Source organism: Levilinea saccharolytica (assembly GCF_001306035.1).
Classification (GTDB): domain Bacteria; phylum Chloroflexota; class Anaerolineae; order Anaerolineales; family Anaerolineaceae; genus Levilinea; species Levilinea saccharolytica.
The window spans coordinates 288,968-313,396 of the sequence record NZ_LGCM01000065.1 but is presented as its reverse complement, the minus strand read 5'-3'; the positions used below and the strand labels follow the sequence as shown (position 1 = coordinate 313,396).

The window sequence follows — 24,429 nt, the reverse complement described above, 5'->3', positions numbered from 1 at the left end:
GTGGAACAATCAATGGGTGGGGGTGGCGGTAGAGGTAGGGGTGTCGGTGGGGGTGAGGGAGGGTTTCAGCAGGGAGATATCGCGGGGAGCGTCGTGATTTCCAGCCAAAACCACCCATTGATTGTTCCACACCAGCCAGGTGAAACCCGCCAGACAGAGGAACAGCACAGCCGCCAGCCAGGGAGCGGCCGCCAGCAGGGCGTTGGTTTTTTTTCGAGGGGGCTGGGCAGGGCTGCGGCGCACCGCCACAGGCGAGGTGCGGTCGGGGGACATGACCGGTGCGCTGGGGCGGGCGGTGACGGTGACCTGACGGGTGGCCCCGAGGTCGGGCGCGGGCGGGGTGAGCTGGCTTTGGGCTTCACGCTGACGGCGGACAGCCCAATGCATGCCTTTACGCGCACGTTGGCTGGTGGGGTTCACCTCCAGCGCGCGTTTGAGAAATTGGATGCTTTCCTGGGGGGCGGCCACCGCCGCCAGGATGAGCCAGGGCTCTTCCAGGTGGGGGGCCAGATGTGCGGCTTCTTCGGCCCAACGGCGGGCAGACGCGCTGTCGCGTTGGGAGAGGGCCTGGCGGGCCCGATGCAGCGCCTGAAGAGCGGCAGGTTCAACGGCCTGGCTCATGGGGCGGGGGTTTCCTCAACATCTAGCGGGTCAACGGTTTCGTTGTTCACGTAACAGATGATGCCGTTGGCCACGCCGCGGGCCACCAGTTCCGGCTGCTGGGTGAGGATTTCTCGATCCAGATTGAGGAATCCGGTTTCGATGATGGCGGCGGTGGTGTCGGTGTGGATTTCATTGAACATGTGGTAGTCGGTCATGTCAACGGTGATGGTGTTGACATGAAACTTGAGATTGGTGAGGGCCTGATAACGCTGGATGAGGCAGGTTTCCAGGCGGTTGGCTTTTTCGGGGTAGGCGGAGTACATGGCAGCGGCCACTTTGAAGCCCGTGGCTTCATCGTTGACGTACACGCAGGAGTCATTGTGAATGGAGACCAGCGCGGCGGCGCGGTACTGCACCAACAGCGGGTCGCGCTCCTTCAGCAAATCCACATCGTAACCCGCCTGAATCAGGTAATCGCGCACATAGGTGGCAATTTTCAAATTAACATCCAATTCTGTCAGGCCGTCATCGCACACTGCACCGGAATCGTAGCCCCAGTGACCGGCAACGATTCCGACGCGGGGGCGGGAGGAGGGGGTGAGGGTGTTGAGCGGCGCGCCGGGGGTGGGGGTGAAGCCGCCGCTTTGCACGGCCAGGAGCATTTCGTTGAGAAGCTGATCGGAAAAAAGATTGCTGGGCGTCCACATGGTGAGCAAGGTGGCCATGATGATGCCGACTGTCAGCACGGATTGCAGCGCGTTTAGAGCGCTGTAGGGGGCTGTGCGGGCGGGGCGCGGAGCGGGGCGAGAAGGAATCGAATTATTCATACTGATGATAGTACTCAATTTGAGGAATTCCGGCAAGCCTTTTTCTGGATATAGGCGCGACTTGACGCGGGGTTAAGGAGCGTTGTATAAATGAATTAACTTTAGAAAAATATGAGGCTTTGAAAACACAATGAGTGTGGGCGGTGAAGACCTGCGCAGCGCCATGCGGCACTGGACCACAGGCGTGGCCATTTTGACCAGTCAATTGGACGGCGCGCGGCACGGCATGACGGTGAATTCTTTTACTTCGGTATCGCTGTACCCACCGCGGGTGGTGGTGACTCTGGCGCGGCGGACGCGCACCTTCCGTATGGTGGAAGAGAGCGGCATTTTCGCCGTTACCATTCTGCGTGAGGATCAGTTGGAAGCGGCGGAGCGTTTCGCGGGGCGCATCCCTGAGGATGGGGACCGCTTTGCGGGTTTGACCTGGGCTGAGGCGGCCAGCGGTGCGCCGCTTTTGGCAGGCGGGCTGGCCTTTTTGGACTGCAAGGTGGTACACCGCTACGACATGGCCGAATCGACCCTGTTGGTGGGCGAAGTGCTCCAGGTTCAGCTGGGCGCGGATGGGCGGCCTTTGGTGTATTTGGATCGGAAGTTTCATACGATCGGGTGATGACCTCAACGACTTTGACTCTGGATGAGCGCCGCACTTTGCTGCGGCTGGCACGTGAGACGGTGGCGCGCACGGCGCGCCGACAGACTGTGAATGTGCGGGTGGAGGACTATTCACCCGCGCTGCAGGCCTGGGGTGCGTCTTTTGTGACCCTGACCACGGCGGATGGAGATCTGCGCGGGTGCATCGGTGCGTTGGAAGCCTACCAGCCTTTGGTGCAAGATGTGTGCGAGCACGCCGCGGCGGCGGCCAGCGAGGATTACCGTTTTTACCCCGTGAGGCCCGAAGAGGTGGATAGTTTGCACATCGAAATTTCGATCCTGACCGCGCCGCAGATCTTGGAATACAGCGACGGGGCCGATCTGGCGGCGCGGCTGCGCCCTGGGGTGGATGGGGTTATTTTGTGGGATGGAGGGCGGCGAGCGACGTTTTTACCGCAGGTGTGGGAAAAGCTGCCCGATCCAGAGGAGTTTTTGGCGCATTTGTGTATGAAAATGGGCGCACCGGCAGACACCTGGCGGCGGCGTAAGCTGCGCGTGGGGGTGTATCAGGTGGAGGAATTCCACGAAGGGCAAATTTAAACCTGAGAAGGTTCCATACTGGGAGAAAAGGGAGCGCTTTCCGGTGGTATGCCGGAAAGCGCTTATTGAAGGGCGTCCCTGCTTCTCCAGGAAACAGGTGAAGGCAAAACAGGCTTAGAGGATACCCGCGGCCTGTTTGTAGGCTTGACCTTGCAGATGGGCGGTGATGGTGGCGGCGTAAACCGTGGTGAGCAAGACGCCGATACCGCAGGCGATGGAGCCCAGGGGGGCGATGAAGCCGCCGATCAGGCCGCCCAGGAGCACCAGCAAGTAGGCCACGGGGGCTTTTTTCACCAGGCCGAAGACTTCCCCAAAGCGCAGGCCGTCGCCGATGTTGCCTTTGGCGGCCAGGTTGCCGAAAGCGGCGGGGATGAGGAAGGCCATGAGAATGCCGTAGATGAGGGCCAGACCGCCGCAGCACACGGAGACGGCGATCATGACGATGCCCAGGGTCTCCTGGTCCAGCTCCACGGCGACGCCGATGGGCGCAACCAGCTGGATGGGCAGCACAAAGAGGATCATCGGCAGGCTGTAAACAAAACTGACGATGAAGGCTTTGAAGCCCTTGCCAAGGAAACCGCCGAAGTCGATCCCGGGGAGCAAGTCGGGGTCATGGGTGATGACGCGCCGGGTGATTTCCAGGCCCCATCCCATGACATAAAATTGACCGATGACCGGGATGAGGGAGATGAGAGCAGTGAGGGCGACTTTTTTGAACCACTCAGGGTCCTTGAAAACGTATGAAAAAGCCTGACCGAATTCCATGCCTGTCCTCCTTATCTATGAGCTGAGACTGTGGGTAAACATGCCTACAGGGTTGAGAATACTATACTCAGAAATACGGCGGGGCGCAAGCGCAAACCCCGCCGTTTCTGTTTGTGGAGAGGCGATTAGAGCCAGCCTTGCTTTTTCATCAGGTCGGTGAGGACGGGGATGACCACGTATTCGCCGTTGTTGGCTTTGACAGCGAAATAGATGCTGCCGATCAGCCAGATAATACCGCAGAAGCCAACGGTGAGGAGGGAGATGACCAGACCCACCACACCCCATCCCAGGGCTTGAATGTGATGATAGCGAATGAAGGGGCTTTCCGCTTTTTCTTTTACGAAGAGCATGATGACCAGGGAAACCCAGGGAGCGAGGAGATAGGACAGGATGGCCCAAAGTTTTTCATCACTGGTGGGCTGAACGGTAGACGGCTGTTCGGACATAATGGATTCTCCTTAGATATTGCCAAGTTTAGGAATTACAAAATGGAATGGCCAGATTATAGCATAATCTGGATCAACATTATCAACAGGCCAGAAGCCGCCTGTTCTTAGAGGTGGAAATATTGATCCACTTTCAGGACAAAGATCACCCCGCGGCGGTTGGCAGGCTCGTTGGATTTGCCGCTGGTGGTGCGGATGATCTGGAGCGCCTGCTCCACCTGTTCATCCTCCAGGCCGATCAGAAGGGTGGAATGGCCGCGGCGCAGGAAACCACCGGTGGAGGCGATGGTGGTGACGCGCAGTTCCGCGCTGGTGAGAGCGCTGGAAATGGCATCGGTATCCGAATCCGGTACGATGGTAATTATGAGCTTCATGGCTAAAACTCCTCAAAATGTTCGATATCCAGACCAAAAACCGTAGCCCCGCCGATGGTGATGGGGGTGGGGGTGGGCAGGGGCAGGGGGGCGCTTTCCAACGGCACGGCGATATACTCCACCCGCTGGCGGCAGGTGCTGGTGAGAATATCTACAGCTTCTTGATGACGATTTTTGGGGAGAACAATTAGAAGGGTGGCATTGCGGCGGCCTAAGAAACCACCGACACTGGGGAGACGTTCGGCGACCAAGCCTGCTTGTTCCAGGCTGTTATGCGCGTTTTCAATATCCTGGGCCTGAACCACGGCAATGAGCATTAAGTGAGGATCCTTCGTGTACATCAGGGCAAGTTCCTCCTTTCTTCAAGATTGGGAGACTGCGGTTCTTCATCCAATTGGACACGGTGTGAGCCAGGGTCTTGGATGATGATGGATTCGCCGGTGGCAAAGCGAACCTCAGTTTCCCTGGGTTGACAGGATATCAATGTCTGATGATATTTTACCGTAACTGGAGTAAAAAATCGATTAAAACCATGCACAATTACCCCATTTTTAACAAATTGGTGCACGCCCGCCAGGCGCAGGAAGAGATGAATGGGGGGCAGGCCGCGCAGGGGGTTCATTTCACCCAGGCAGGGCTGGCCGGGGGCGGCGGGATAAATCTCGCGAAAGGTGCCGCCCGCGCGCAAGGCGGCGGCGATGCCGTTCATCAGGCGGGTGAGAATCTCCGCGGCCAGATCGAAATATCCATATTGGAGCAGGCCGTCCACGATGAGCGCATTCCACAGAGGGGAAACCCCGCAGGCGCGGCTGGGGGCCGGGGGGCAGCGGTCGGGGGGGGCCAGAGCCAGGCCGAAGGGCTGTAGGTAGCGCGGGATGAGGGTGGTTTCCACCAATTCGCGGGCGCGGCGCGGTGAGGGGATGCCCGCCCACAGGGGCAGCAGCAGGCTGAGGTCGTCCTGCGAAGTGTCGGGGGCTTCCAGGCGGCCTGTGGTTTGGGGGGAAATGTTCTTGACCGCCAGGGTGTGCAGCTTTTTGTAGGCCTTTTCCGAGGTCCAGCGGGCGTGGCCCTGGTTCCAGGTGAACTGCACGGCGCTGATCTCTTCGCTGAGGGGGCCGTCTTCCCCTTCGCCTTCCAGGATTAGCAGTACTGGCTGGGTGATCTCCTGGGGGGTGTAAAGGTGCAGATGCAGGCGGGTGGGCTGTTTGAAGGATTTGCGCAGGCGGTGCAGCCCGCTGCCCTGGAAAGTGAACAGCAGGCGGACGGGGCGAGTGGTGTGGGTGAGGGCGTCGCGGTAGCGGTAGGTGCGGGCCTTGGAATCCCAGGTGGATTCCACCGCCTGGCGCAGGGTGTTCAGGCGCGGCTGGAGGGCGGCCTGATCCTCCGTGCGCCCCAGCAGGGCAGCGATCTGGCCCAGGGATTGTCCTTCGCGGTACAGCATGGCGGCCAGGGAGGGACATTCCAGGCGGGCGGGGGGCACACCCTGGGCGTGGGGGTTCCAGCGGTCGTAGAGAGGGGAATCTTCCAGGCCGGTCTGCAGGGGATGATCCCATTCCGGCCAACCGTCCTGATCGCGATCGCGGTCGGGGGCAAACCAGCGCAGGAAAAAGCGGCGCAGCTGGGGATAGAGCGGCTCCAGCCAGGGCAGATCGGGCTGTTGGCGGTGCAGCTCCAGGGCCAGCACCGAGAGCAGGGGTTGGGCCAAATGGCGCGAACGTTGGCCGGCCAGGCCGGGTTTCCAATCAATGAAGCCGTCTTCCTGCTGCACGGCGAGGAAATTGAGGAGGAGACCGCGGGCCAAATCTACCCCGCCGGGGCCCAGCAGAGCGGCCAGGTAGGCCGAATCCAGGCTGGGCTGGCCGTTCCACTGGTGGTCGTAGTCGCTGCCGTCGCCGCGCAGAGAATGGCCCTGGTCGGGGCGGCGGCTGAGAACGGCGGAAGGGTGGGGCAGATGGGCTGAGGCAGGGAGGAACAGGGCAGGGGCGATGTGTTGGCTGAGGGCCAGGGCGGCGTCCCAATCGGGACTGCCGGTGCGGATGGAGACGGTTTGGGCGGCGTGGAGCAGCTCGGCACGGGCGGTTTCGGCCTCCCAGGGGCTGTCGGCGGCAGCGCGGGCGGCTTCAAAAGAGGCCTGCGGGTCGGCCAGGGCGGCCAGCGCCCAGGTGAAGCTGCGCTCGACGCCGGGGGGCAGATCCACGCTGAGGGCCAACCCTGGGTAAGGCCCCTGGCTGGCGGCGGCCCCGCCCGCCAGAAAGCACACTGGCGCAAGGTTGGCGCTGCGGCCTTGCAGGGCGGGGGAAAGCTGGAGGGGCAGAAAGGCCATGCTCTGGCCGCCGGGCAGGGGGCTGAGCACGGCACACCATTCCAGGGTGAAGCGTTGGGGCAGGACGGAAGGGTTCTTAAAGGTGAAGCGCCCCGCCAGAATTTGTGAGGTGGGCACGCGGATTTCTAGTACGGCATCAACGGAGGGCAAGGGCGCAAAGGCCAGGCGCACAAAGCCGGGCGACAGGAAGGTGAGGCGCGCAGGGGCTGCGAAGGCCTGCGGATCCTGCACGGCGGCGCCCGGGGTGACAAAGCGCGGGAAGAGGCGCATCCAATGGGCGCGCAGACCGAAGGTGGTGTGCAGGCTGAGGGCGGGGGGTTGGCCCGCGGCGCTCAGTTCCCAGACGATATCGTTGGGATATTCCGGGCGGCTCAGACGCTGGTCGGCGGCCAAAGGCACGGCAACGGGAGGGGTCAATGGGAGTTCCAGCGGAAGCATGACACTCTTATTGTACAGCGCAACCGAAAAAAGGCGGCAAGCGGCGCAGAATCGAATTGAAGCGGGAGCGGGGGGTTTGTGCTAGAATCGAGGAAACGGGAACGAAGCTTGCTCCTGTATCGTTAAAAGAGCGGACACCCTGCGCCTGTGCGCGGCCGGTGATGAGGAGAAGAACTGAGACGCCTATGAACGAGAACCCGACCGACCCGAAACCTGCCGGTGAAGACCCGCAAAAGCCCTCTGCGGCCAGCGGCGACACCCAGCCCAACCGTCCCGGCGAACGTCTGCGCCGCCTGCTTTCTGAGGCGGAAAATGCTGAAGAAGCCCTGGAGCACCTGTCGCGGCACCCCACTGGCGAGACAGACGCCACCGGCGGGTGGTACGCTGAGTTCCAAACCCAGGCCCAGGCGCTGGATCATCACCCCACCGGCACGCCGGACGCCACCGGCGGGTGGTACGCGGAACTGAAGACCCAGGCTGGGCCGGTTCAGCCCGCCAGTCAGGAGCCGCCCACGGCCCCCCCGGCGAACGCCGCGGCGACTGTGGCTTCACCGGTTCAGCCGCTGGGGGCTACCCCCCCCAATGCGCAGCCTACTCCGCCCGCCCCACCGCGCAACGGCCCCGGCGTTCTGCCGCGGCGGGTGAACGAGGTGGATCCTTACGCCACCCAGGTCAGCCCAACGGCCTACGGCGCGCCGCCGCCCAGCTACCCCCCGCCGCCGCGCAGCACCCAGCCGGTTCAACCCAGCTATCCGCCGCCGCCCAGCTACCCGCCGCAGCGCCCCAGCTACGGGCCGCCTGCTCAGCGCCCTCCGACCCAACCGCCCCGTCCGCCGCGCAAACGGCCTTCTTCCGGGGGCGGTTCGTGGCAAAAATCGCTGGGCTGTTTGGGTAAGGTGCTGGTGGGCAGTTTGTTTGTGGGCGTTTTGGTGGTGATTGGCCTGCTGTCCATCGTGGTGGTGCGCTATTTCTCCATTCGCGCCACGCTGCCGGATGTGAAAACCCTGCGCGAGCGGGCTTCGCAGTTTGAAACCACGCGCATTCTGGACCGCAATGGGGATGTGCTCTATGAAATCTTAGACCCCAACGCGGGGCGGCGCACCTATGTGCCGCTGGAGAAGATTTCACCCTATCTGGTGGCGGCCACTCTGGCCACCGAGGACAAGGAGTTTTACAACCACCCCGGCTTTGACCCGGTGGGGATTTTGCGCGCCTTTTGGCAGAACTACACCAGCGGTGAGGTGGTTTCGGGGGCATCCACCATCACCCAGCAGCTGGCGCGCACGCTGTTGATGGACCCTTCGGAACGCTTCGAACGTTCGGTGGAGCGTAAGACGCGTGAGATTGTGCTGGCGGCAGAAATTACCCGCCTGTACTCCAAGGACGAGATCCTTGAACTGTATTTAAATGAAAATTTCTACGGCAACATGTCTTACGGCATTCAAGCCGCGGCCGAGTCCTATTTTGGCACGCAAGCGGCCAATTTGACCCTGTCGCAGTCGGCCTTCCTGGCGGGGCTGCCTCAGGCGCCGTCGGTGTATGACATTTACACCAACCGCGATCAAACCCTGGTGCGCAACAAGCAGGTGTTGGGGCTGATGTACCAGCTGAGCCTGGAAAAGAACTGCATTGATGTTTCCAACAGCGTCCAGCCGGTGTGCGTGGATGCGGCGGCGGCTACCCAGGCGGCGCGCGAGATGGAAGCCTATGAATTCAAGCCCCAACGGCAGATGATGCGCTTCCCACATTGGGTGACGTATGTGCGCGGCCTGCTGGAAGAGCAGTATGACTCGCAGCAGATTTACCGCTCTGGCTTCACGGTGTACACCACCCTGGACCCGGAAATGCAGAAGGAAGCCGAGCGGATGGTGAAGGAACAGGTCTTGGCCCTGGCAGACCGGCGCACCACAGACGGGGCATTGGTGGCGATGGACCCGGCCACGGGAGAAATTCTGACGATGGTGGGTTCGGCGGATTTTTATAATGACGCCATCTCCGGGCAGGTGAACATGGCCGTCAGCCCGCGCCAGCCGGGGTCTTCCATCAAGCCGCTGACCTACCTGGCCGCTTTTGAGAAGGGCTGGACGCCGGCCACCCTGATTTGGGACGTGGAAAGTGAATTTCCGCCTTCGGGGCGCGAGGACGACCCGGCGCCGGTGTATCAACCGGTGAATTACGACGGGCGTTTTCACGGGCCGGTGACCGTTCGTTCGGCGCTGGCCAACAGCTACAACGTTCCGGCGGTGAAGACGCTGAATTTTGTGAGCGTGTACGACGACCCCAAAACGCCCAACCCGGACGGCTTTATCAATTTTGCACAGCGCTTGGGGATCACCACCCTGACGCGCACGGATTACGGCCTGGCGCTGACGTTGGGCGGCGGGGATGTGAGCCTGTTGGAACTGACCGCGGCCTTCGGCACCATCGCCAACGCCGGTCTGCGCGTCCCGCCGGTGGCCATCACCAAGATTTTGGATTATCAGGGCAATGTGGTGTACGAATACCGCCCACCGCAGGGGGAGCAGGTGCTGCGGCCGGAGCATACCTACCTGATCAGCTCGATCCTTTCGGACAACGAGGCGCGCACGCCTATGTTTGGGGCCAATTCCGTGCTGAACCTGCCCTTTGAAGCGGCGGTGAAGACCGGAACCACCAACGATTTCCGCGACAACTGGACGATTGGGTACACGCCCGACCTGGTGGTGGGGGTGTGGGTGGGCAACGCGGATTACACGCCGATGGAGAACACCACCGGCCTGACGGGGGCCGCCCCGATCTGGTCGGAATTTATGCAGTTTGGCATTCAGCGCTGGGCCAACGGCAACCCCACGCGCTTTTCGCGGCCTCAGGGGGTGGTGGAGCGGGTGATCTGTTCGGTTTCGGGGGCTGAGCCTTCGGAATGGTGCCCGTCGCAGCGCAACGAACTGTTCGCGATGGATCAGCCGCCGCTGCCCAAGGAAGAAGACCTGTGGAAACGCACCAAGATTGACACCTGGACGGAGCTGCGCGAATCGCCGTTCTGCGCGGACTACACCGACGAGAAGTTCACTATGAACGTGACCGACCCGTGGGCGATCAAGTGGCTGCGCGAGACGGATGCAGGGCGCGCCTGGGCACAGGATAAAGGTTTTGAGGATCCGGTGATCTTTACCCCCAAACGGGAATGTAAAGAGGGGGACCCGCGGCCAACCATCCTGTTTGCGGGCCTCAACGACGGGCAGACCATCTCCAGCGGGCCGTTGGATATTTACGCGGTGGTGTATGCCAGCGCGAACTTTAAGCAATTTCGCCTGGAGTGGGGCGCCGGAGACGACCCCAAGGAGTGGCGGGTGCTGGTGGAAGGGGTGAAGAACCAGTACAAGCAGCCGGAGCGGATTTACACCTGGCCGCTGCGCAAGCCGCCCACAGGGACGGTGACGCTGCGGATTTACATGGAAAGTACGGAGGGAACCTACGCGGAACGGCGCATTCGCATCAATATGCAGGTTCCTTCCATCACCCCCACGGTGACGGTGACGCGTACGGCCACCAATGAGCCGACCCTGACGCCGACGCCGACCGCCACGGCCACCGTCACGACCACCCCGCAGCCGTCGCAAACACCCACGCCGACTCCCAGCGAGACGCCCACCCCCTGAGGGTGAGAAGCGGGCAGATTTCAGCGGGCTGAGCGGCCCTGTGCGCGGCGCAGCCCGCTTTTGGCTGCCCCCCGGCGCGGGAGGAGCACGGCGCGGAGCCGAAACCTGAGCGGACGACACCAGAAGGAGAACGAGGATGCTTTTAGAAAAAGAACGTGAAGCCATTGTGACCTTTGGCCGAAAATTGATCACCTCCCAATTGACCACCGGCTCGGGGGGGAATTTGAGCGTGATGAACCGCGAAGCCAACCTGATCGCGATTAAGCCTTCGGGGGTGGATTACTTTGAGATGCAGCCGGAGGATGTGGTGGTGATGACGCCGGAGGGGCGCATCGTGGAAGGGGACAAGAAGCCTTCCAGCGAGGTGAATTTTCACCTGGGGCTGCTGCAGTCCCGCCCAGAGATCAACGCGGTAGTGCATACCCATTCGGTGTATGCCACCACCATCGCGTGCCTCAATTGGGAGCTGCCTGCGGTGCATTACCTGGTGGGGTATTCGGGCAACAAAGTACCCCTAGCCCCCTACGCCACCTTTGGCACGCAGGCGCTGGCTGACCACATTGCGGCGGCGATTGGCCATTACAACGCCTGCTTGATGGCCAACCACGGGTTGGTGACGGTGGGCCCGAACCTGGCCACGGCCTTTGCCGCCGCGGAAGAAATTGAGCTGGTGGCGCGCATTTATTACCAGGCGCGCTGCATCGGCAATCCGGTGATCCTTTCGGATGAAGAGATGGCGGTGGTGGGCGAGAAATTTAAGACCTACGGTCAAAAGAAGTAAAACCCGCTAATCAAACATCGACATTTGCACGGCCTCTTCCCAGCCCAGCGGATCTTGATCCAGCAGGGTTGGAAAGGATTCGCGGGTAACGACCGGAGATTGTTCCAGGCGGCGCAGGTGGCGCAGCTTGAGGAAGTGCCAGCCCGCGGCGGCCTGGGCCAGCTGGGGGTTGAATTCCAGCTTGCGCAGGATGAGCAGCGCGCGGCTGGCGGGAAAGACCAGCACGTTGTGGCGGGCGGCGGGCGGGGCGAAAAGGTGGCGGCTGAGAATGCTGGAGGCAAAGGGGTAAAAGGCATATTCAGCTTGCTGGTGCTCGCTCCACAGGACGGGCGTGGAGCCGCTGACTTGATACCCCAGGCGCTGCCCCAGGCGGGTGAGCTGCGCGCGCGCCTGACGCAGGCTGGATTGGCGTTCGCGCGGGGTCTCCTGGGCTTTGATCACCCAGGTCTGGGGGGCCTGGGGGGCGGGGGCGGCATAGGATTCCAAACAGGCGGATAACCATTCATCGGAGGGGGAGAACAGCCCCGCAAAACGGGCAGCCAGGGCGGCGTGCAGGGTTGGCAGCGTCCAGGGTTGGCCGCCGCTGAGCACGCGGATGACTTCGCGTTCAATCAGATCGCTGAGCGGCTCGCCTTCGGGCTTGGGCGGGTCGGACAACCACCACAGACCGCCTTCGATGACAGGAGCAGCCGCGTCTAGACGGCGCAGGGGGCCGTTTTCCATCTGAAAGACGGCGCTCAGGCTGGTTTGCACATCGGCCAGGCGGCTGGTGAGCTGTTTGCGGTCAGAGGCGGCCAACAGACCCTCTTTTTCCAGCTTTTGCAGGGCGGCGGCATGCAGCACGATGTAGGGGGCTGGCTCGGCACGTTCGCGCAGGTGGGTCAGCACAGCCGTTTGGACGGTGGTGCGCAGGTAGGCGTGGGTGGGGCTGCTGTCTGCCGCGGGGGCGGGCGCTTCGGGCATGCGCCACAGGGCCTGGGCCAGATCGGCGTCCGGTTCCAGACGCAGATCCAGGCAGGTGTGGCGGCTGGCGGCGGCAGATAGGAAGGCGGCGGAGAGAAACCCAGGGGCCAGATCGGGCAGCAGGGCGAAAAAGGGCAGTTTGGGCGGCAGGTGAGTGCTCATGGCCTGAAAGCTGCGGTGGAGGGCCGCGGCATGCCAGGCCCAGTCGTAGCGGCGGCGTTCCAGCGAGGTGCGCAGGGGCTGGGTGGCCGAAGCGCCCCACAGCCAGCCCGCCCAGATGGCCGAAAAGGTCCAAAACGCCTGGTTGGGGCGGGGCAGCACGGCGGCGGCGGCCTGAAAATCAATGGGGACTGGTAAGACGGACTTGAGGCGGGCGGGGACAAGGGTGATGCCGCCGGAGGGGGGCGGCAGCTCTGGCCAGCGCAGGCAGGGCACGGGGAGAGCGGCGGGCCACAGGTCGGGGGCGGCCTCGAGGGCGGACCATAGATTAACCTCGCGGAATTGGGCTGGCAGGGTGATTTGGCGGGGGCGGGAGCGGCCGGCGGGGAAGGGCCACAAGGCCGAGGCCTGGTCGCACAGGCTGAGCAGCAGGGCCTGCAGTAACTGGCGGCGGCGCGGGGTCAGGTTGAGCCCTTCGGCTTTGTTGATCAGCGAAAAGAGAGTGACCAGCGGGCGGGGCAAATAGGTTTGCAGGGCCTCCTGGGCGGCTTCCTGCGCGTCAGAATCCTCCAGATTCAGACGCTGCACGGCGCGGGCGCGGTGGAGGGAATCGGGGCCGAGGGCGGTCAACGTGGCCAGGTCGATCTCCGCCAGTGGCAGGTCGCCCAGGTCGCCGCATTGAGGGCAGACGATCTGGCGGGCAAAGGGTTGGGCCTCGCCGCGCTTCCACAGGTAGCTGCGCGCGGGCAGGGACAGGCCGCAGTTGGGGCACTGCGAGGCGTAGAGGGCGTTGATGTAGACTTCCATGCGCTCGTCGCCGCGGCGGGCGGAGGCCAGATCGGCCAGAACGCTTTGGAATTCGGCGCGGCTGGGGGCGCTGGCCAGGGTCTCCAGCAGGAAAGCCAGCACGGGGTTGTTGCACACCGCCATCACGCGAAAGCCCGCCGCGGCGGCCTCCAGGGCCAAACTGGGCGATGCGCCCAAGGGGTCGAGCACCCAGGCGCCCGGGGGCAGGTTTTCACGCAGCCAGCCAGCCGCCAGCCCGGCGGGGACAGGCGGCAAATAGCGGCCCAGGGGCAGTTCCGCTGGGGGCGCGGTGGGAGGGTAATAGGACAGGGTGGTTTTCACGTTGTTAATAAGTATAGTGATTTGATCATAAATTACCAGATTGTGTTCACCCCCAATTGAGGCGGGAGAGGGTGAGGCTGGAAAAATAGGGCTGCCCGGCCTTACAGGTTATTTGCAGGTGAGCCAAATGGGGGTGGGGGCTGAGCATCTGGGCACGGCAGTTGGTATAATACAACCAAAGCCAGACTCATCTCGGATTTTTGGGAGATTTCCAGGAGCATGGCACGCTGGTGGACCGGTAAACCGCTGATCGCCAACCGAAGGAACGCTGTGACGGCAGCTTGAGGCCCGCGGTGTGGAAGCCTTTTCCGCACTTGCGGGTTAATCCAGTTAACGCCACCACCGCAGATCTCCTGACGGTGGGGAGGCTGGACGGGAGCCAACGGGTTTTCTCGCAGATGCTGTCTGGCATGGAACGTGTAAGTGAACCCAGTAAAAAATCAGCGAACGTGCGGCGCTGCGGCAAGGAGACCGGACGGATTCGCAATGAACACGGCAGACAACCTAGCCAATAAAGGATCTTCATGAACGAAGTGCGCCCCTTCTTCCGCCGTCAAACCCTAGACCGCAGTTTCATCCTGCAAGGACTGGTATTTGTTTACTTGCTGGCCGCCCTGGCCGCCTTTGCGCTGTATTTTGGCCAGGCGGTACGTTGGCCGGGGACAGCCGAGATGCAGCCAGGGGGCAGTTTTGGGCCGCCTTACCGCCTGTTCGCCTATCTGGTGGGCGTGGTCTATCTGGTGAGCGGGGCCTGGGTGTTTTTGGTGCGGCGGGCGAATCCCAGCGGACGGGCCTTTACCATGCTGGCGGTCTCCATTGCCTGGGTGTGCGCGGGTTTGTTTGACGCCTACAACACCCAGCAGTGGACAGCGGGCTGGACGCTGGCTTTGGCGCTGACAGGGGCGGGGGCGGTGGATTTGATGCTGCGCTTCCCGCAGGATGACGCGCTGGTGGGGCATTTCCCCCCGCTGACCTGGCTGGTGTACGGGCTGGGCCTGGGGTTGGGAGCGGCGGCTGTGGTGCTGGGGGCGCAGCCCTGGCTGCGCGGACTGGCGACGGTCTTTGCGGCGCTGGGGCTGGCCGGGCTGGCGGTTTGGCTTAGGCTGCGGCGCATGCGCCTGGGCTCCACCGTGGACCGCGAGCAGGTGCGGCTGATGACCTGGGCGCTGGTGATCGCCCTGGCCCCGCTGGGGCTGTGGTTTGTGACCAGCCGTTTCTGGCCGCTGAAATTTTCGCCGTTTTTGCTGGCGCCGATGGTGGTGTACCCGATGGTATCCACCTATATTCTGCAGCGCTTCCGCATGCTGAACACCGATTTTATCCTCAGCCGCACGGTACTGTATGCCACCCTGGCGGTGCTGGTCAGCGCGGGCTACGCCCTGCTGGTGACCGGCCTGGGGATGATCTTTCAGCGCTGGGTGGGGAGCCAGGTGCTGTTGAACGCGCTGGTGTTCTTCCTGCTGGCGCTGGCCTTTAAACCGCTGTATCAGGCGATGGAACGCTCGGTGGATACCCTGTTTTTCCGCGGGGAACAGGCCTTTCAGGAGCGGCTGCAAACCTTCAGCGGTGAACTGACCTCCACCATTGAAGTTCACCAGATTATCCGCACCCTGCGCGAGTACGTGAACCGCTCGGTGATGCCCAGCCAGCTGCACCTGTTCGTGTACGATCCGCTGAGCGAGATGTACCTGGCGACGCCGGACGAAAACAACCGCAACACCAGCGATCTGCGCTTTCCGGCGCACAGCCCGCTGGTGAGCGCTTTGAACCGCAAGAAAGCCACCTTTTTCCTGAACGACCTGCGCGCCCTGCCGGTGGAACTGCGCACGGAGCAGGCGCGCTTGCAGCTTTTGCAGGCGCAGCTCTTTATCCCCTTGCCGGGGCGGCAGCGCCTGGCGGGCTGGATGGCTTTGGGAGCGCGGCTCTCGGGCGAACCCTACACCTCGCGCGAGGTCAACTTTCTGGAAGCCTTGAACGATCAGGCCGCGCTGGCCATTGAGCGCGCTCAGGTGGTGGCCAACATGGAAAACCGCGTGCGCGAAATGAACGTGCTGACGCGCGTGGCCCAGGGGATCAACATCACCCTGACGTTGGACGATATTTTGGAGCTGATTTACGCCCAGACCACCCAGATTTTGCGCACGGATGATTTTCACATCCTGCTGTTTGACCGCGAGAGCGGGGCCTTGGTGGAAATCTTCTGCGTGGAGAACGACGAGCGCTACCCACAGAAGGAGAACAAGCCCATCGAGGCCGGGCAGGTTTTGGAGCAGGAAATTATCCGGCAGCGGCGGGCAATTTTGACCGACGACTACGCGCGCGAATGCGGCCAGCACGGCATCGCCGTGACGCGCAGGAGCCTGTACGCCTGGATGGGGGTTCCGCTGAACGCGGGAGCGGAGACCATCGGTTCGCTGAGCCTGGCGCGGCGAGACGCGGCCGGAACCTTTACCCGCGAGCAGTTGAACCTTCTGCAGGCGATTGCCGATCAGGTGGCGGGGGCGATTGTGAAGGCGCGCTTGCTGCAGGAAACAGAGCGGCGCGCGCGGCAGCTGGCTTCGCTGAATGACGTGACCCGCCAACTGACCTCGACCCTGGAGACCGAACCCCTGCTGCAAAACATTTTGCAGTCGGCGGTGGACATTTTGGAATGTGAGGCCGGCAGCCTGTTCATGATGGACGATCAGACGGATGAACTTGTGTTTAAAGTCACCGTCGGTCCGGTGGCCAGCGATTTGATCAACAAGCGCCTGCCCCCTGGCAGCGGCGTGGTGGGTAAGGCGGTGGTGAACCGCCAGGCGGTGATTGTCAACTCCACCCAGGGATCCGAAGTGTGGGCGCCGCAGACGGATAAGCAGACCGGCTTTACCACGCGCGGCCTGCTGGCTGTGCCGCTGATGGTGAAAGACACCGTGCTGGGCGTGATTGAAGTCATCAACAAGCGCGACGGCTCACCCTTTGACCGCGACGACCAGGATTTGCTTTCGGCTTTCGCGGCCCAGGCGGCGGTGGCTTTGGAAAATGCGCGCCTGTACACGCTGACGGATCAGGCCCTGGCGGCGCGTGTGGAAGAGCTTTCCATCATGCAGCGCGTGGACCGCGAGCTGAACACCAGCCTGGAACCCGGGCGGGCGATGCGCATCACCCTGGAATGGGCGCTGCGCCAGTCCAAATGTGAGGCGGGGCTGGTGGGGGTGATCCATGAGGAGGGCGTGCAGGTGATGGCCTCCGAAGGTTACCAGGGCGAGCTGGAACCCTACCAGGAGGAACTGATCCCCCTCAGCCGCTATGCGCTGGGCGATACCGCCGAAAGCGGCGAGGTGCGTTCGCTGGCGGTGGGCAAGGATGTGGAACAAGGGCTGCTGGCGGGCGGCAAGTGGATAACCCTGCTGCCCATTCGGCGGGAGACGAGCACGACCGCCATTTTGATGCTGGAAAGCCGCGAGGAACGCGCGCTGAACCCCGACCGACTGGGATTTTTAGACCGTCTGTGCGACCATGCCGCCATCGCCATTTCCAACGCGCAGCTGTATGCGGCGGTGCAGGCGGCCAACGTGGCCAAGAGCGAATTTGTGTCTTTTGTGTCTCACGAACTGAAGAATCCAATGACTTCCATCAAAGGCTACAGCGAACTGCTGGCCAAGGGGGCGGTGGGGCCGATCAACGACGCCCAGGCCAACTTCCTGGCCACGATCCGTTCCAATGTGGAGCGCATGGCCACCCTGGTGACCGATCTGGCGGATGTGTCGCGCATTGAGGCGGGACGCTTGAAGCTGGAATTCAAGTCCACGGTGCTGCGCGACGTGGTGGACGAGGTGTCCCGCTCGCTTCAGCAGCAGATCAAGGATAAGGGCCAGGTGCTGGACATCACTATGCCGGAGGATCTGCCTCCGGTGTGGGGCGACCGGGTACGGCTGCTGCAGGTGATCACCAACCTGATGAGCAACGCTTACAAGTACACGCCCAACGGCGGGTATGTGTACGTTTCGGCCGAAGCCTGCGAGAACCGCTGGGATGCGGAAGGCGCGCCGCAGGTGGTGCATTTCTGGGTGCGGGACACCGGCATTGGCATCAATGAAGAGGATCAGAAGAAGATTTTCCAGAAGTTCTTCCGCTCGGAAGACGCCGAAACACGCAAATCGCCGGGAACGGGCCTGGGGCTGAACATCACCAAGAGCCTGGTGGAAATGCAGGGGGGGCGCATCTGGTTTGAGAGTGAATTCCGCAAGGGGACGACGTTCCACTTTACCGTACCAGTGGCTGAGTAGGCCGCGGGGAGGATGGCTTGGCAAACAACGCGGCGCTGGGGATTGGCGAAGGGTTAGACGGACGCGAGGCTGGTTTAGACGCGGTTCAGAAGGCGTTGAACGCCCTGGGAACCCAACGGCCCGCGGCTGGGGTGGTGCTGTTTTCACAGGAATTTGACGGCAGCGAGCTGGTGCACGGTATCAGCGGGGTGTTGGGAAATATCCCCCTGTGGGGCTTCGGCAGCCCGCGGATTCTGCACGGCAATCAGGATCACCCGCGGCGGGCGGCGGTTTTGCTGCTGGGCGGGGCGGAGCTGCGCGCGCGTGGCATCTGGCTGGCCAATTACGGCAAGGACGGGAAGACCGCCGCGGCGCAGATTGGCATGCAGATGGCCGGTTCCAGCAGCGCGGGGGTGCTGATCGCTGCGGATGGGGTGCAGGGCGACTGCGCGGCGGTGTGCGGCGCGCTGACCGAGCTGCCTGTGGCGCTGGCGGGGGGGCTGGCGGTTCCCACCAATGGAGAATTGTGTGAATTGATCGGTTCCGGTCAAACCGCGGGCGGGGCCTTGAGCGCTTTGGAACTGGGGGGACGGGCGCGCCTGGGGGTGGGAATTGGCAGCGGCTGGCGGGATGTGGGCCTGAGCTTCACCGTGGAGCGCGTGGAGGGGCTGCGCGTGACGCGCATGGATGGGCGCACCCCGGCGGAGGTGTATGAGAGCGTGTTCGGGGCCAGTTTGCAGGATTGGCGCAGGCCGCCGTTGGCGGATTTGATCCGGCTGTACCCGCTGGGAATTGAAGAATTCCCGGGCAGCGCCGATTTGAGCATCCGCACGCCGGTGCGCATGGAGGCCGACGGCTCGCTGCGCATGAACGCGCCCGTGGAAGCGGGGGTGATGGCGCGGCTGATGGTGGGAGACCCCGAGGCCTGCGTGCGCGCGGCGCAAAGCGCGGCGGAAGAGGCCGTCACCATGTTGGGCGGGGCGTCCCCGGCGGCGGCGCTGGTGTTTGCGGACGTGAGCTGGCAGTATTTATTCGAAAGCCAATCGCCGCGCTTTCTGGAAGCCGTACAGGGGGTGGTGGGCAAGCAGATCCCGCTGGCGGGCGCGTACACGCTGGGTCAGGTGGTGCGCACCCTCTCCGAAAAGCCTCCGCAAGCCCTGAACCAGCAGATTCAGGTGGTCTTGATCGGCGTCGAAGCCGGATAGCCGCCGCGGCATAAGCCAGAAAAGAGGACACCCCTGGACCTGGGCTTTCAGCTCAGATCCAGGGGTGTTTTTTGTTATACGGTGTGCCCTCAGGCGGGAATGGAGAGGTTCACCTGGGGCAGGCGGGCGGGGATGTTGGCGATGTCCTCCTCGGACAGGTCGTCATTTTCCAACGCACCGGAGTTGAAGGCGTTGTAGGCCGCCAGGTCAAAATTGCCGTGACCGGAGAGGTTGAAAAGGATGACGCGCTTTTCGCCAAGGGCTTTGGCCTGCAAGGCCTCGTCAATGGCGGTGCGGATGGCGTGAGCCGATTCGGGGGCGGGCACCAGGCCTTCGGTGTGGGCAAACAGGCGGGCAGCTTCAAAGGTCTCCAGCTGGCGCACGGCCACAGCCTCTACCAGACCCGCATCCACCAACGCGGAGAGGGTGGGGGCCATGCCGTGGTAGCGCAGGCCGCCGGCGTGGATGGAAGGGGGGATAAAATCGTGGCCGAGGGTGTGCATTTTCACCACCGGCGCCATGCGGGCGGTGTCGCCGTAATCGAAGGCGTACAGGCCGCGGGTGAGGGACGGGGTGGCCGCGGGTTCCACCGCCACCAGGCGGGTGCGCTGGCCATTGCGCAGATTTTCGCGCAGGAAGGGGAAGGCGATGCCGGAGAAATTGGAGCCGCCGCCGACGCAGCCGATGACCACGTCCGGGTATTCATTGGCAAGATCCATTTGTTTGAGGGATTCTTCGCCGATGACGGTCTGGTGCAGGAGGACGTGGTTGAGCACAGAGCCGAGACTGTATTTTTTGGCCCCGCCGGAGGCTGCGGCCACTTCCACCGCTTCAGAGATGGCGATGCCCAGGGAGCCGGGGCTGTTGGGGTCGGCGGCCAGGATGCTGCGGCCGGACTGGGTGCGCTGGGTGGGGCTGGCGAAGACCTGCGCGCCGAAGGTTTCCATCAGGAAGCGGCGGTAGGGCTTTTGGTCATACGACACCTTGACCATGTACACTTCCAGATCGAGGCCGAGGAACTGGCAGGCCATGGAGAGAGCCGAACCCCACTGCCCGGCACCGGTTTCGGTGGTCAGGGCTCGGGTTCCGGCGGCTTTGTTGTAAAAGGCCTGGGCTACGGCCGTGTTGGATTTGTGGCTGCCGGAGGGGGAGGCGCCTTCGTACTTGTAGTAGATATGGGCGGGGGTGCCCAGGGCGCGTTCCAGCCGCAGGGCGCGGATCAGGGGGGTGGGCCTCCACAGGCGGTAGACCTCGCGCACGGGTTCGGGGATGTCAATATAGCGTTCGGTGCTGATCTCCTGCAGAATCAATTCCATGGGGAAGAGCACGCTGAGGAAATCGGGGGTGACCGGCTCTAAGGTGCCGGGGTGCAGAACGGGCGCCGGGGCCACAGGGCTGTCGGCGTTGATGTTGTACCAGGTCTTGGGAATATCATTTTCGCTCAAGAGAAAACGGGTTTGTTCGGACATGGTGAATTCCTCCTAAAGATGATTGGGATGGTTAGCAGAAAGCGCCGACCAGAGGCGCGATTTCGACCGGGGTGGAAATGCGATTGAACGATTGGCCTAAGGAAAGGCCCATATATTGGTGAACGCTGTCCAGGGTTTCCTGGGCCGCGCTGGCGGCGTGCTGAGAGCCGGTTTGCAGGATGTCCAGCACGTCCTGGGGGCGGCGGGCCAGTTCGCTGCGGCGCTGGCGCAGGGGTTCAAGATATTGGTTCAGCACGGCGGCGAGATGCTGCTTGACGGCCACATCTCCCACCTTGCCGGCGCGGTAGCTGGCTTTCAGCGCCTGCAGGGCTTCGGGCTGGGGGTCGAAGGCGTCCAGATAGGTGAACACGGGGTTGCCCTCCACATGGCCGGGGTCGCTGGGGCGCAGGCGGGTGGGATCGGTGTACATGTGCATGACTTTGCGGGTGGTCTCCTCGGGGGTGTCCTTGAGATAAATGGCGTTGCCGTAGGAATTGTGCATGGTGCGGTTATCCACGCCGGGCAGGCGCGGCTGGGCGGCCAGCAGGGGGCGCGGCAGAGGAAAATCGGCGTCGTAGAGCTGGTTCAGGCGGCGTGCCAGTTCGCGGGTAAGCTCCAGATGGGGCAGCTGATCTTCGCCGACGGGCACAGCCGAGGCGCGGTAGAGCAGGATATCGGCGGCCTGCAGGACGGGGTAGGAGAGCAGCCCCAGAGAGGGAGTCAGGCCCAATTCGCGCGTCTGCTCTTTGTAGGTGGGGACGCGCTCCAGGCGGGCAACCGTGACCAGCATACCCAGCAGGGCGGCAAACTGGGCGTGGGCGGGGACGGCCGACTGCAGCACCAGGGTGGCGCGGGAGGGGTCAATGCCGGCGGCGAGCCAATCCAGCACCGTATCCATAATATTGGCGGGGATGCGCTGGGGATGCTCATAATCGGTGGTGAGCACATGCAGGTCGGCTACCAGGAAGAAGCAGGTGTGCGTGTCCTGCAGGGCGACCCAGTTGTGCAGGGTTCCGACCAGGTGGCCCAGATGACGGGGGCCGGTGGGGCGGTGCCCGGTGAGGATGGTTTCGGTTGGCATGGTGTCTCCTTTCGTCTAAAACAAAACAGCGTTCATCCCTGTTGGGACGAACGCTGGATCAGGTCCGTGGTGCCACCCACATTAGGCTGTTGTGCGCCTTGTTAACAAAAATCCCCTGCGGTGATGCACCACAAGGGGAAAAAGGCCAGCCTCACTCTTTGGGGTACGGCAGACCCGAAGGTCGCGATACCCTTTGCCTGGATAACGGTGGCAGCTCCGGCGCGGGCTACTGGCTTTCGCGTTTGCCCTGCAACTCCGAGGTCCATTCCACATCACTGTACGGGCAGTCTCTCACCATTCACTGCTCTCTGTACCGCCGGGGCGATGTGTACTCGTCCTCATCACAGTCTTTCTGTATGATTTTGTATGATTATAGGCAAAACGCTGCTTCTGTCAAGAGATGACTTTGCTTTTGGGGCAAATTCAGGCGGTTTGCACGAAATGGGCGTCTTCTACCGTTTTCCAGGTCTCCCCCGCGGGCAGGCGCAGATAAGCCCCCAGCAAGGGGTGGGCGGCCTGGATCTGTTCGGCAATGCGCAGCACGGCGCGGCGGATGGAGAAATGGGCGTTTTCGGCGGTGCGCAGGTTAACCAGATGGAAGGCGCTGCGCAGGTTAAACTGGAGCAGCACGCGGCGGTTGAAGGCGTTGGGGATGACGTAAGAAGCCACCTGCGGGTTCCAGGCGGCCAGGTGCTCATAGGCCTGGGCGGCGGCCTGCATGGCGCGGCGGTAATCTTCCTCAATCCCAGCGGTGCGGATGCGGCGGGGGACGGCGTAGCCCAGATGGGGGCTGAGGGGTTGGGCGGTCTGGGTCATCATGCGGTGGCGCTTCAGCTCAAAATAGGCCCCCTGATCCAGGGTCAGATCCACCGTGTAGCTGCAATATTCCAGCTCGCGCAGGGGGATATCGTGGCGCTCCAGGCCGTCCAGCAGCAGGTGGGCCAATTCGCGGCGGCCTTTGGCGTTCAGGCTGCGCAGATGGGCCAATATCTGCGGATAGCTGTATTGGCCAAAGCGGTAGAGGGCAGCGGCCAGCACACGGTTTTCGCCGTCGGGATCGCTGGAAATGAGCGCGCACCAATCCGCGGCGGATGAATCGGGGGTGGGAATCTCGGCGGCGGCTTCACCGAAGAATTCGGGCAGACGCTGCAGATACGGCTGGGCATCGGCATATTTGACCAGGGTGGGAGCCTGGGCCTGGGCCACGGCTTTCATCTCCTCCCCGGCGGCGCGCACTTCGGCCAGAGGGTGCGAGATCATCTTGCGCAGGGCGTGTTCCAGGGCGCGGGCGTTGATGGTGACGCCCACGTTGGCCAGAGAGGCCGCCGGAAGCAGGAAACGGCAGACATCCACATAAGCTGAACGCAGGCGGCGGTCCCAGGCGGCTTCGGATTCGCCGGGCTGGGGTGGGTTCTCCCGGCGGATCACTTCGCGCACGGCAGGCAGGGCACGCTGGTAGGTGTCGAAGAGCAGGCGGCAGACATCCGCGTAGGTTTTACGCAAGGGGGGGGCGCTGAGCTCCTCAGGGATGTAGTAGCCGTCAGGGGTCCAGGTTTGGTAGCGGGTGGATTTTTCGGTGTAAGAGGCCAGGCGGTTCGATTCCAGCACTTCCACCGCCAGGCGGGAGATATTCTCCACGGCGATGTGCAGCACGGCGTGTTCGGCCACGGAGGCGTGGCCGTAACCCACCACCCAGCGTTCGTGGAATTCGGCGCTTTTTTCTTCGGTGAGTTCGGCAGCGATTTCTTGAAAAGATTGGGGAGAGCGCGAGGTCTTGGCAAAGGCCACCGCGATGGTTTCGGGGGGCAGCTTTTGCGGATCGAGCAGATAAACCTGGCGAGGGTTATGAGTCATGAGAAAGCGTCTCCCGTGCGTTTTGGATATCCCGCTGGATCTGAGCGATGAGCTCCGCTGGGCTGGGAAAACGCTGCTCAGGGCGCAAACGGGTGATGAAATCTAATTCTACATCATCTCCGTAGATGTCACGCTCAAAATCAAAGACGAGAGTCTCCACGCGAGGGGAGGGGGCTTGTGCGAGGAAGGTGGGGCGGTAGCCGATATTGGTGACCGAGGGGTAACGTTGGTTTTTGAGGGTGAACCAGGTGGCATACACGCCCGCCGGGGGCAGGAGCTGTTCGGGCCAGGGGGCGATGTTGGCGGTGGGGATGCCGAGGGTGCGCCCGCGGCCGTCGCCGTGCACCACCGGCCCGGCGATGCGGTAGGGACGGCCCAACAGCGCGGCCACCTGGGGCAGGTCCCCCTGGGTCAGCAGGGCGCGGGCGCGGCTGGAAGAAATGATCTCATCGGCAGACTGCTGGGGTTGGACGACTTCCAGGCTGTAGCGCAGGGTCTCCCCCAGCTTTTGCAGGGTGGGGATATCCCCCTGGCGGCCGCGCCCCAGGGCAAAGCCTTCGCCTACCAGCAGACGGCGCAGGCCGAGGGCGCGGATGAGCTGGCGCATGAAGGCTTCGGCCTCCACCTGTGCCAGGCTGGCGTTGAAGGGCAAAGTGACCAGGGCGTCAATGCCCAGGCTGGAAAGCTGTTCAGCCCGCTGCTGCGGGCTGGTGAGGTAAAAGGGAGGCTGCACCTTACCCAGGGCGACGGCGGGATGGGGGTGAAAGGTGACCACGGCGGCGGGCAGACCGGCGGCATGCGCCCCGGCGGCCAAGTGCGTCAGCAGAGCCTGATGACCGCGGTGGACGCCGTCAAAGACGCCAACCGCCACCCAGGAGGCCAGGAGACAAGGGGTGTCCAGAGAAGAGAACTGCTGCATCAGACCGCGGGCGTA

18 protein-coding genes and 1 other annotated feature are annotated in these 24,429 nt (G+C 63.0%); of the genes, 6 read left to right on the top strand and 12 right to left on the bottom strand.

What is annotated here, in order from left to right; genetic code table 11:
* Positions 1-9 precede the first annotated feature (9 nt).
* Positions 10-621 carry a tetratricopeptide repeat protein gene (locus ADN01_RS18665; protein ID WP_075071348.1) on the bottom strand — a complete coding sequence of 204 codons (612 nt, stop codon included), beginning with the start codon at positions 619-621 and terminating at the stop codon, positions 10-12.
* Complete coding sequence (locus ADN01_RS18660) at positions 618-1,430, bottom strand: N-acetylmuramoyl-L-alanine amidase (protein ID WP_075071347.1); 813 nt, start codon at positions 1,428-1,430, stop codon at positions 618-620. The genes ADN01_RS18665 and ADN01_RS18660 overlap by 4 nt, the downstream gene beginning before the upstream one ends.
* A gap of 130 nt (positions 1,431-1,560) precedes the next feature.
* Here ADN01_RS18660 and ADN01_RS18655 point away from each other — a divergent pair, with 130 nt between their 5' ends.
* Positions 1,561-2,043 (top strand): flavin reductase family protein, encoded by a 483-nt coding sequence (locus ADN01_RS18655; RefSeq protein ID WP_062417881.1) that lies wholly within the window; start codon positions 1,561-1,563, stop codon positions 2,041-2,043.
* On the top strand, positions 2,043-2,624 hold the full coding sequence (gene amrA, locus ADN01_RS18650; RefSeq protein ID WP_062417882.1) for an AmmeMemoRadiSam system protein A: 582 nt from the start codon (positions 2,043-2,045) through the stop codon (positions 2,622-2,624). Before ADN01_RS18655 ends, amrA begins: the two co-directional genes overlap by 1 nt.
* A 114-nt stretch (positions 2,625-2,738) precedes the next feature.
* On the opposite strand, the gene ADN01_RS18645 is transcribed toward amrA, so the two are convergent.
* From ADN01_RS18645 to ADN01_RS18625, 5 genes are all read right to left on the bottom strand, one after another.
* Positions 2,739-3,389, bottom strand: coding sequence for a DUF4013 domain-containing protein (locus ADN01_RS18645; RefSeq protein WP_062417883.1), 651 nt, complete (start codon positions 3,387-3,389; stop codon positions 2,739-2,741).
* Between the two features lie 125 nt (positions 3,390-3,514).
* Positions 3,515-3,835, bottom strand: a complete 321-nt coding sequence (locus ADN01_RS18640; protein ID WP_062417884.1) for a DUF4870 domain-containing protein — start codon at positions 3,833-3,835, stop codon at positions 3,515-3,517.
* 107 nt (positions 3,836-3,942) lie between these two features.
* On the bottom strand, positions 3,943-4,209 hold the full coding sequence (locus ADN01_RS18635) for a cyclic-di-AMP receptor (RefSeq protein WP_062417885.1): 267 nt from the start codon (positions 4,207-4,209) through the stop codon (positions 3,943-3,945).
* 2 nt (positions 4,210-4,211) lie between these two features.
* A complete protein-coding gene (locus tag ADN01_RS18630) occupies positions 4,212-4,526 on the bottom strand; it encodes a cyclic-di-AMP receptor (RefSeq protein ID WP_075071360.1) in 315 nt (104 codons plus the stop codon).
* A 23-nt stretch (positions 4,527-4,549) separates the two neighbouring features.
* Complete coding sequence (locus tag ADN01_RS18625; RefSeq protein ID WP_152974034.1) at positions 4,550-6,970, bottom strand: MGH1-like glycoside hydrolase domain-containing protein; 2,421 nt, start codon at positions 6,968-6,970, stop codon at positions 4,550-4,552.
* A 185-nt stretch (positions 6,971-7,155) separates the two neighbouring features.
* On the opposite strand from ADN01_RS18625, the gene ADN01_RS18950 reads away from it, so the two are divergent.
* The gene (locus ADN01_RS18950; protein ID WP_160318470.1) at positions 7,156-10,608 is read left to right on the top strand and encodes a transglycosylase domain-containing protein; all 3,453 of its coding nucleotides are present in this window, start codon (positions 7,156-7,158) and stop codon (positions 10,606-10,608) included.
* A gap of 136 nt (positions 10,609-10,744) precedes the next feature.
* Complete coding sequence (locus ADN01_RS18605; protein WP_062417887.1) at positions 10,745-11,389, top strand: L-fuculose-phosphate aldolase; 645 nt, start codon at positions 10,745-10,747, stop codon at positions 11,387-11,389.
* Positions 11,390-11,395: 6 nt separating this feature from the next.
* On the opposite strand, the gene ADN01_RS18600 is transcribed toward ADN01_RS18605, so the two are convergent.
* Positions 11,396-13,639, bottom strand: coding sequence for a hypothetical protein (locus ADN01_RS18600; RefSeq protein WP_075071345.1), 2,244 nt, complete (start codon positions 13,637-13,639; stop codon positions 11,396-11,398).
* Between the two features lie 524 nt (positions 13,640-14,163).
* Here ADN01_RS18600 and ADN01_RS18595 point away from each other — a divergent pair.
* Entirely contained in the window at positions 14,164-17,907 is a 3,744-nt protein-coding gene (locus tag ADN01_RS18595; protein WP_062417889.1) for a GAF domain-containing protein, read from the top strand.
* A 17-nt stretch (positions 17,908-17,924) separates the two neighbouring features.
* A complete protein-coding gene (locus ADN01_RS18590) occupies positions 17,925-19,091 on the top strand; it encodes an FIST signal transduction protein (RefSeq protein WP_062417890.1) in 1,167 nt (388 codons plus the stop codon).
* An 89-nt stretch (positions 19,092-19,180) separates the two neighbouring features.
* Here ADN01_RS18590 and ADN01_RS18585 read toward each other — a convergent pair whose 3' ends face one another.
* The 4 genes from ADN01_RS18585 to ADN01_RS18570 form a co-directional block, all read right to left on the bottom strand.
* A complete protein-coding gene (locus tag ADN01_RS18585) occupies positions 19,181-20,560 on the bottom strand; it encodes a TrpB-like pyridoxal phosphate-dependent enzyme (protein WP_062417891.1) in 1,380 nt (459 codons plus the stop codon).
* 31 nt (positions 20,561-20,591) lie between these two features.
* Complete coding sequence (gene trpS / locus ADN01_RS18580; RefSeq protein WP_062417892.1) at positions 20,592-21,641, bottom strand: tryptophan--tRNA ligase; 1,050 nt, start codon at positions 21,639-21,641, stop codon at positions 20,592-20,594.
* 39 nt (positions 21,642-21,680) lie between these two features.
* Positions 21,681-21,995 (bottom strand) — a binding site (T-box leader).
* Between the two features lie 69 nt (positions 21,996-22,064).
* Positions 22,065-23,495 carry an FAD-dependent thymidylate synthase gene (locus tag ADN01_RS18575; RefSeq protein ID WP_062417893.1) on the bottom strand — a complete coding sequence of 477 codons (1,431 nt, stop codon included), beginning with the start codon at positions 23,493-23,495 and terminating at the stop codon, positions 22,065-22,067.
* On the bottom strand, positions 23,485-24,414 hold the full coding sequence (locus ADN01_RS18570) for a bifunctional riboflavin kinase/FAD synthetase (RefSeq protein ID WP_062417894.1): 930 nt from the start codon (positions 24,412-24,414) through the stop codon (positions 23,485-23,487). Before ADN01_RS18570 ends, ADN01_RS18575 begins: the two co-directional genes overlap by 11 nt.
* Positions 24,415-24,429: the final 15 nt, after the last annotated feature.